Here is a 6746-nt window from a genome sequence, read left to right as displayed (position 1 = left end):
TTGCCACGATCGTGGGAGCTTGGATGTTCCGGTATGAGACAATCGGCGAAGGTGGACATCGCAATCGGTTTACAGGCGTAACTTGTAATCCAATACATGAATGTTGGTTGCGAAGCGCGGATGGGTGGGAAAAGTAAGGCCGCCGTGCGTGCGTCAGTTCGCCCGCACCAGACGCCTGGCGTTGCCGAGAATGAAAAGCGCCAAAGGCGCAAAGGGCCCGATCAAGGCCGCCATCCAGGTCCAGACCCTGCACGATCTTCCGCGCTCGGAAGCCATGAGGGAGGACAGCGGGATCGAGGCGATCGACGCGAGTTGAAAGACCAGCCACTCCATTCGGGCCCCCTCCGGTTTGCGCTCGCTTCGTAGCACAGGCCACGGACCTGCAGCCGGTCCTCCGCGAAAAGTGAGCCGGACGGCGGCAGCGGGCCCTTTTTCGGAATTTATCTTAATTATATCAGCGGCCTGGTGCCGGCTGTTATAGTCGCATCACAAATCACAACCGCAGTTGACTTTGCGAGTTCCCTGGAGTGCTAGTAGCGCTCTCAAGGCGGGAGCCGTCCCGGGACGATTGCGAGCCAACCCTCCACCATGGGCCTTCAGCGGATCATCACAGAACTTGACTTTCGGAGAGCGGCCAAGGTCTCTCTGACCGCAATCGGCGACTATTGGCGCGGTTGGAGCGAGAAAGATGTCGAGAGCCTCATGCGAAAGCTCGATGAGCCGCATTTCTATGACGGCGGGCTCTTGAAGCTCACGGACCGGGAATACCGGGCGCTACCGGAGCTCAACCGCCGCGTGACCGCCGCCAAGCAGAACGCGCTAACGTCGCCGCTCGTCGTATGGGTTCAGGAACGAGGCCTATTCTCGGCGATCAGGAAGCACTAGCGCGTCGCATCTGTCGGCGAATGCCGCTTCCACCATGGACCTGCTGGCGGCACGGTCAATCCATAGTTAAAGGGGCTGGATAGCCGACGGTACTCGCACGCGGCTCGGGCATGCGCTAGTGTCCGATTCTACCCTTAAACCCAGCCCCGCGATGCCGCATGATCCTCGTGGCGCCTCATGGACGAACACCGCACCTCACCCCGCCATCGTGTCCTGAAAGCCGGAACCATCGAGTTCAGCGGTGAATCTCTCCCCTGCACCGTCCGGAACCTGTCCGATTCCGGCGCTGCGATTGAGGTCAACAGCCCGCTCTGGTTTCCGGATCGCTTCGTGCTGGCGATCGCAAGCGAGGGCTGGCGCAAGCCTTGCCGCGTGGTCCGCCGGCATGACCGGCGCATCGGCGTCGCATTTGAAAAAGGCTGATTACTAGGCTTTCGCGGGTTCCATCGCGGTCAGAGGAGCCGGAACGGGCCCAAATCGACAATTTTAATGTGCGGGCCGGGAACGCTTCGGCCTGTTCCGGCGTGATGCAGTGTCGGTAATTGAAGGGTCCATCAAACGTGCTGGGCAGAACTTACTTTGCGCGCCAGGCGACAACGCTTCTCAGGTACGCCAAATCCACCGCAAATCCGGAACTCGCCGCTTCCCTGATCGAACGAGCGGCCGATCTCAAGGCCCGGATCGATGCGGTCGAAAAGCCGAACCCTTCGCCCCATGCACCCGACGTCGAGCCGGAGCATGAGTGTGGACCGCATGGCTTCGCGACCGGCCGCCGATGAAAGTGCAGTCGTCGTCGAACGGTTATCGTCCGGGGGTATCATCACAGCATGAAAAAAGGCGACGTCATCTGCCCTGATTGCCGCGCCGGTTTGCGCCGGATCGAACTTGCGTCCCGCCGCGGAGCCGCGAGCGAATTCCGCTGCCCGCTGTGCCTGCATGTGCTCGAGGTTTCCGACGGGTCGACCGAGATCGCTTACCGCCTGACGGTGGCGCCGGAGAAAATGTTCGATTAGGTCGGCGCACCGCGACGAGCAACGAGAGGCGTCAAGCAGTCGCGGCATCACACCGGAATGTGACCGGTGTGCGTTGCGGGTTACCTGCGAGACCCGGGCGGCCCGTATTTTTCCGGAATTGATCCGCTTCCCTTTTGGGAATCCACTCTCCCCCGCATTTTTTAGTCCTTGGCCAGGAGCGGCGCTTTTCGCATCGGTTCTACCATGCCGCTCTATTTCTTCCGCATCAAAAACGGCCGCTACTCCGGCTCCTCCGACTATGGCACCGAATGCGCCGATCGCAGCGCCGCCTGGAAGGAGCTGACGAGCGTTTGCGCCGACATGGCGGCCGGCATCTCGCGCAAGCTCGCCGAAAATTCCGAGTGGCAGATGGAGCTATTGGACGAGTCCAAGCGGCCGGTGTTCCGCATCCGCATCATCGCGGAGTCGCTGGATTAGAGCCTACGCAGGCGCGTGCACCGCCATTCCGATCGAGAATCGTCAATCGGCGCTCGGCAGGCGGCGCATGGTGAACTCGATCTCGCCATCCGGCAGCTCGCGCCAGCTTTCGACCGCGCTCATGTAGCCGGCTTTGGGGTAGCGGGCGAGGTAATCGCGCGCCTTCGCCCGCGCCTTCTCGCGCGGCAGCGTGAACGTTTCGCGCAAATAGCCGTCGTGCGGCTGGCGCCGTCGAGACATGCGGTCGGCGAGATCGCGCGGCGAACCCATGCCGTAACTCCCATACAATGCGGCACGGTCAAATATAATATCGGCGGGACCGGAGTCCCACCGCCTACTTGGGATTATTGCTTGGGATTATTGCCGCCGGTTTTGGCCATCGTCCTGGCCTTGCTCTTGGCTTTCGCCGGGTTCTTGGCGGGGGCGGTCTTCGGCGCCTGGCTGCGTACATTGCCCCAGGGGTCGCTGGAAGCCTTGGCATCCGGAATCGTCTTCAGCGAGTCCTGGTATGCCTTTTGCTGCTGCTTCTCCTGTTCGATCTGTTCTTCCGTCTTGGCAGGCTTATCCGGCGGAAGCAGGTTGACGTTGGGCATCTGCGCATAAGCCGGTCCGGTGAGGAGAACGAACAGCGCCGCCACGCGAAAGACTTTCATCGAAGGCTCCCCGACATTTTTGTGACACCATACACCGTCGCTGGACACACCGCCAAGAGGACCATCAGGCGGGAGCGCCACCGGCAAGTGCGCGACATCAAAGGTTGTCTGATCGGCAGGATTTCGATGGCTGCATCCAGTCGTCCCAGATCGGGCCGCATTTGGTGCAGGCATCGAGCAGGAGCCCAAGGCCAATCAAGGCAAGAATGACACCCCAACGCCGCACCATGATCCGCTCCACCATCCGGTTCTCATCTTAGGCCCGCCAAACCGGCCGTTTCAAGCAGCCAGAGCATGATCCGGAAAAGTGCGAAGCGGTTTTCCGAAAGATCATGCTCAAACAACAAGTTCCAGCATCCCTTCCGGGATGGGCAATTTTGCGGTACGCGGAACATCAAATCGGGGCAAGGAACGAGACTTCATGCAACAGCAACAGGATCCGGGGTTCGGCATCGACGAAGCGCGTCGGGTGCTCGGCGACGTGTTCGCGCCGTGGGTCAAGGACCTCAACCTCATCGTCGAAGCGTTCGACTTCGAGCCGCCCGCGAACGCGCGCGACTGGCAGCCCGGCGCGATCCTGCGCATGCCCTTTTCCGAACGGCTCTGCCGCAACGGCGGCATCGTCTGCGGCCAGGCGCTGATGGCCTTCGCCGACACCGCGATGGTGCTCGCGAACCTCGCGGCCAATCACGGCTACCGGCCGATGACCACCGTCGACCAGACCACGCATTTCATGCGCGCTGTGACATCGTCCGATGTGCTGGCGGACGCGCGCGTCGTGCGGCTCGGACGCACCATGAGCTTCGGCCGCGTTACGCTGTCGTCGGCCACCGACAACAAGCCGGTGGCGATGGTCTCCAGCGCCTTCGCGATGCTGCCGTGAAAGAGCCCACTCGGCTTATGCACGCGACGCCCGGAGTTTCGCCCTGCGACGCCAGCGCCGCAGGGCGATGACCACGAGAATGATGACGACCACCGCAGCGGTGGCGTCCGCCGCAAACCGTCCGCCCGGGCGATCGATCGTCTTCGACCACAGCGAGGGCGCCTCGCCCGGACGCGGCAATCGAAACGCAACCACGGCATCGCCGATCGAGGTGCCGGCCTCGGAATGGCCGCCGGCAGCGATCGCGACATATTGCTCGCCCTTCCAGAGATAGGTCATCGGATTGGCGACGCCGGGCACCGGCAGCCGGCCCTGCCACAGCTCTTCGCCGGACTTGGCGTCGAAGGCGCGCAGGTAAGCATCCATCGCACCGGTGAAGACGAGGCCGCCGGCGGTGATCGCGACGCCGCTGACGAGCGGCGTACCCCAGTGGAAGGGAATGCCGAGCGGGGCGAGATCTTCCGTGGTGCCGACGGTCGAGCGCCACAGGATTTTTCCTGCCTTCAGATCGAGCGCGACCATCCTGCCCCAGGGCGGCCGGTTGCAGAGCAAGCCGAGCCTCGACTTCACGACTTCACGCGTCATCGCAAACGGAGCGCCGCGCTGCCGGCCGAGTTCACGGCCCGGCAGCGGATGGTAGCTTTCAGCTTCCGCGGCCGGCATCAGCTTGACGAGATGCAGGGCATTGGTCGTGTTGGCGTAGAGGATCTGGTGGACCGGATCGAACGCCGCGCTGCCCCAGTTCACGCCGCCGCCGGTCATCGGATAGATCAGCGTTCCTTGCGTCGACGGCGGAGTGAAGAGCCCGTCATAGCGCGCCGCGGCGAGCTGCGCGCGGCACGACGGGCTGCCGATGATGGGCGGGAAGTCGAGCACATCCTCGGGCAAAAACTTCTGCGGCATCAGCGGCGGCACGTGGGTGGGGAACGGCTGCGTCGGCGACAGCTTCTCGCCTTCAGCGCCGCCCTGCGGCACGGGTCGTTCCTCGACGGGCCAGACCGGCTTGCCGGTGTCGCGATCGAGCACGAATACAAAGCCCTGCTTGGTCGGCTGGATCACGACGTCGCGCATCCCCTCGCCCGTGTCGATGCGCGCCAGCGTCGGCTGCGCCGGCAGGTCATAGTCCCAGACATCGTGATGCACGGTCTGGAACGACCACACCAGTTCACCGGTCTCGCTTTTCAGCGCCACGACGGAATTGGCGTGCTCGTCATTGCCGATCCGCTTGCCGCCCCAGAAATCCGGGCTCGGCGAGGTCGTCGGCAGGAAGATGAGGCCGCGCTCGTCGTCCGCCGACATCGGCGCCCAGACATTGGCCTCGCCGGCGTCGATGCCATCATGGATCAGCGGGTCAAAGCTCCAGCGCGGCTTGCCGCTTCGCGCATCGAAGGCGCGCACGGTGCCAAGTGGCGCCTCGACGCGGGCATTGTCCGAGATCGCCGAACCCACCACGACGACCCCACGCGTCACCACCGGCGCCGAGGTGATCTGGAACTCGCCGGGCCAGAGCAAGGGTTTTCCGATGTCGAGCTTGACCTCGCCATGCTCGCCGAAATCCTCGCAAGGCTTGCCTGTCTTCGCATCGAGCGCAATCACACGGGCATCGTTGGTGCCCATGAAGATCCGGCTGCGGCACATCGCGCCTATGGCGGCCGTCTCGTCGACCCAATGCGCGACGCCGCGGCAATTGTAGCGATTGGCAGGAATCTGGGTGTTGGAGATCTTCGCATCGAAACGCCATTTCTGCATCCCCGTGCCGGGATCGAGCGCGATCACCTCGTTGAACGGCGAACAGAAGATGAGAGAATCCTCGACGAACAGCGGCGTCGCCTCGAACTTGGTGCGCGCCATCGCCGCCTTCGGCCGGCTTTGGAGATCGCCGGTGTGATACACCCAGGCTCGCATGAGGTTATCGACATTGGCGGGCGTGATCCGGTCGAGTTTTGAAAACCGCGTGCCGGCCTGATCGCCGCCCCAATACGCCCAATCCGCGGCCGCTGCTTTGGACGGGATCGCGAGCGCGAGCAAAAGCATCGACATTCGAACGAGTTGGCCGAACATGATCACAGATCGGTTAGGCCGCTTTTCCGACGCGCGGAGGCGAGATAGGCTGTTCCTGTTCATCAACTTTCCCGTGCCCTCCGCATGCTCCGCTCCCTGATCCAACCGGCTCGGCAGCCGCCCGTCCAGCCGCGGCGGGATGAATGGTTGCGTGGGCGGGACGAAGCGGATTCGGCGAGGCCGAGCGGCAAACTGGCGCGGACGAGTGGCGGTGACGCGGGTCTATCGACCGCGGCCGTCTATGCCATTGTCATAATCCTGATCACGATCTCCTGTGTGGTGAACGTCTTCTCGAACGGGCGCGACATCGCCTGGAGGCTGGGCGCGCCCCATAATCTCTGGGAGCCGGCGCTCTGGGAGCTGACCAGCGGCATTGTCGTGGTGGCGCTGGTGCCGCTGGTGCGATTCGGGGCCATTCTGATCCGGACCGGCGCCGACCGGCCCTTCCGCACCGCGCTTGCGATCGCCGCGCTGTTTTTGACCTTTTCGGCGCTACATATTGCCGGCATGGGCCTGCTTCGCGAGCTCGCCTACCGCATCGCCGGCTGGGCCTATTCCTTTCCCTGGGCGCACCAGGCGCTGTACGAGATGCGCAAGGATGTGTTCGCCTTTGCCGCCATCACTGTCGCCTTTTGGCTCGGCGAACGAACAGTCGCGCCGGCGATCCAGACCGGCGCGATCGAGACTGAAGCAGCCCGCGCTCCCGATGCGCCTGCCGAACTCTGGCTCCGCGACGGCCGGCTCTCCATCCTCGCCAATCCCGACGAGATCGTCTGGGTCGCCTCCGCCGGCAACTATGTCGAATTCCGCCTG

10 protein-coding genes and 1 pseudogene are annotated in these 6746 nt (G+C 63.5%); 6 read left to right on the top strand and 5 right to left on the bottom strand.

Annotated features, from left to right (window positions below; all coding sequences use genetic code 11):
* The first annotated feature begins 190 nt into the window (after window positions 1-190).
* The 3 genes from VKR55_RS29040 to VKR55_RS29030 all read left to right on the top strand — a co-directional run bounded on the left by VKR55_RS29040 (window position 191) and on the right by VKR55_RS29030 (window position 1308).
* The gene (locus VKR55_RS29040; protein WP_324408833.1) at window positions 191-316 is read left to right on the top strand and encodes a hypothetical protein; all 126 of its coding nucleotides are present in this window, start codon (window positions 191-193) and stop codon (window positions 314-316) included.
* Window positions 317-702: 386 nt separating this feature from the next.
* The gene (locus VKR55_RS29035; RefSeq protein ID WP_324408832.1) at window positions 703-885 is read left to right on the top strand and encodes a hypothetical protein; all 183 of its coding nucleotides are present in this window, start codon (window positions 703-705) and stop codon (window positions 883-885) included.
* A gap of 177 nt (window positions 886-1062) precedes the next feature.
* Window positions 1063-1308, top strand: coding sequence for a PilZ domain-containing protein (locus tag VKR55_RS29030; protein WP_324408831.1), 246 nt, complete (start codon window positions 1063-1065; stop codon window positions 1306-1308).
* Window positions 1309-1439: 131 nt separating this feature from the next.
* On the opposite strand, the gene VKR55_RS29025 is transcribed toward VKR55_RS29030, so the two are convergent.
* Window positions 1440-1823: a hypothetical protein gene (locus VKR55_RS29025; protein WP_324408830.1), complete on the bottom strand. Its 384-nt coding sequence runs from the start codon at window positions 1821-1823 to the stop codon at window positions 1440-1442.
* Between the two features lie 279 nt (window positions 1824-2102).
* Here VKR55_RS29025 and VKR55_RS29020 point away from each other — a divergent pair, with 279 nt between their 5' ends.
* The gene (locus VKR55_RS29020; RefSeq protein ID WP_324408829.1) at window positions 2103-2336 is read left to right on the top strand and encodes a DUF6894 family protein; all 234 of its coding nucleotides are present in this window, start codon (window positions 2103-2105) and stop codon (window positions 2334-2336) included.
* Between the two features lie 42 nt (window positions 2337-2378).
* On the opposite strand, the gene VKR55_RS29015 is transcribed toward VKR55_RS29020, so the two are convergent.
* The 3 genes from VKR55_RS29015 to VKR55_RS29005 form a co-directional block, all read right to left on the bottom strand.
* Window positions 2379-2606: a hypothetical protein gene (locus VKR55_RS29015; RefSeq protein ID WP_324408828.1), complete on the bottom strand. Its 228-nt coding sequence runs from the start codon at window positions 2604-2606 to the stop codon at window positions 2379-2381.
* A 74-nt stretch (window positions 2607-2680) separates the two neighbouring features.
* Window positions 2681-2989, bottom strand: a complete 309-nt coding sequence (locus VKR55_RS29010) for a hypothetical protein (RefSeq protein ID WP_324408827.1) — start codon at window positions 2987-2989, stop codon at window positions 2681-2683.
* 97 nt (window positions 2990-3086) lie between these two features.
* A complete protein-coding gene (locus VKR55_RS29005; RefSeq protein WP_324408826.1) occupies window positions 3087-3233 on the bottom strand; it encodes a peptidylprolyl isomerase in 147 nt (48 codons plus the stop codon).
* A 177-nt stretch (window positions 3234-3410) separates the two neighbouring features.
* Here VKR55_RS29005 and VKR55_RS29000 point away from each other — a divergent pair, with 177 nt between their 5' ends.
* Window positions 3411-3872: a PaaI family thioesterase gene (locus VKR55_RS29000; RefSeq protein WP_324408825.1), complete on the top strand. Its 462-nt coding sequence runs from the start codon at window positions 3411-3413 to the stop codon at window positions 3870-3872.
* A gap of 15 nt (window positions 3873-3887) precedes the next feature.
* Here VKR55_RS29000 and VKR55_RS28995 read toward each other — a convergent pair whose 3' ends face one another.
* On the bottom strand, window positions 3888-5912 hold the full coding sequence (locus VKR55_RS28995) for a pyrroloquinoline quinone-dependent dehydrogenase (protein WP_414642481.1): 2025 nt from the start codon (window positions 5910-5912) through the stop codon (window positions 3888-3890).
* 168 nt (window positions 5913-6080) lie between these two features.
* Between VKR55_RS28995 and VKR55_RS28990 the strand changes: the two are divergent.
* Window positions 6081-6746 (top strand): annotated as a pseudogene (locus VKR55_RS28990) (hypothetical protein); the annotation flags it as partial.

It is taken from the genome of Bradyrhizobium sp., from assembly GCF_035309285.1.
In the GTDB taxonomy this organism is placed as follows: Bacteria; Pseudomonadota; Alphaproteobacteria; order Rhizobiales; family Xanthobacteraceae; genus Bradyrhizobium.
Note: the sequence above shows the minus strand (reverse complement) of the source record. Positions and strands in the feature narration are given on the sequence as shown.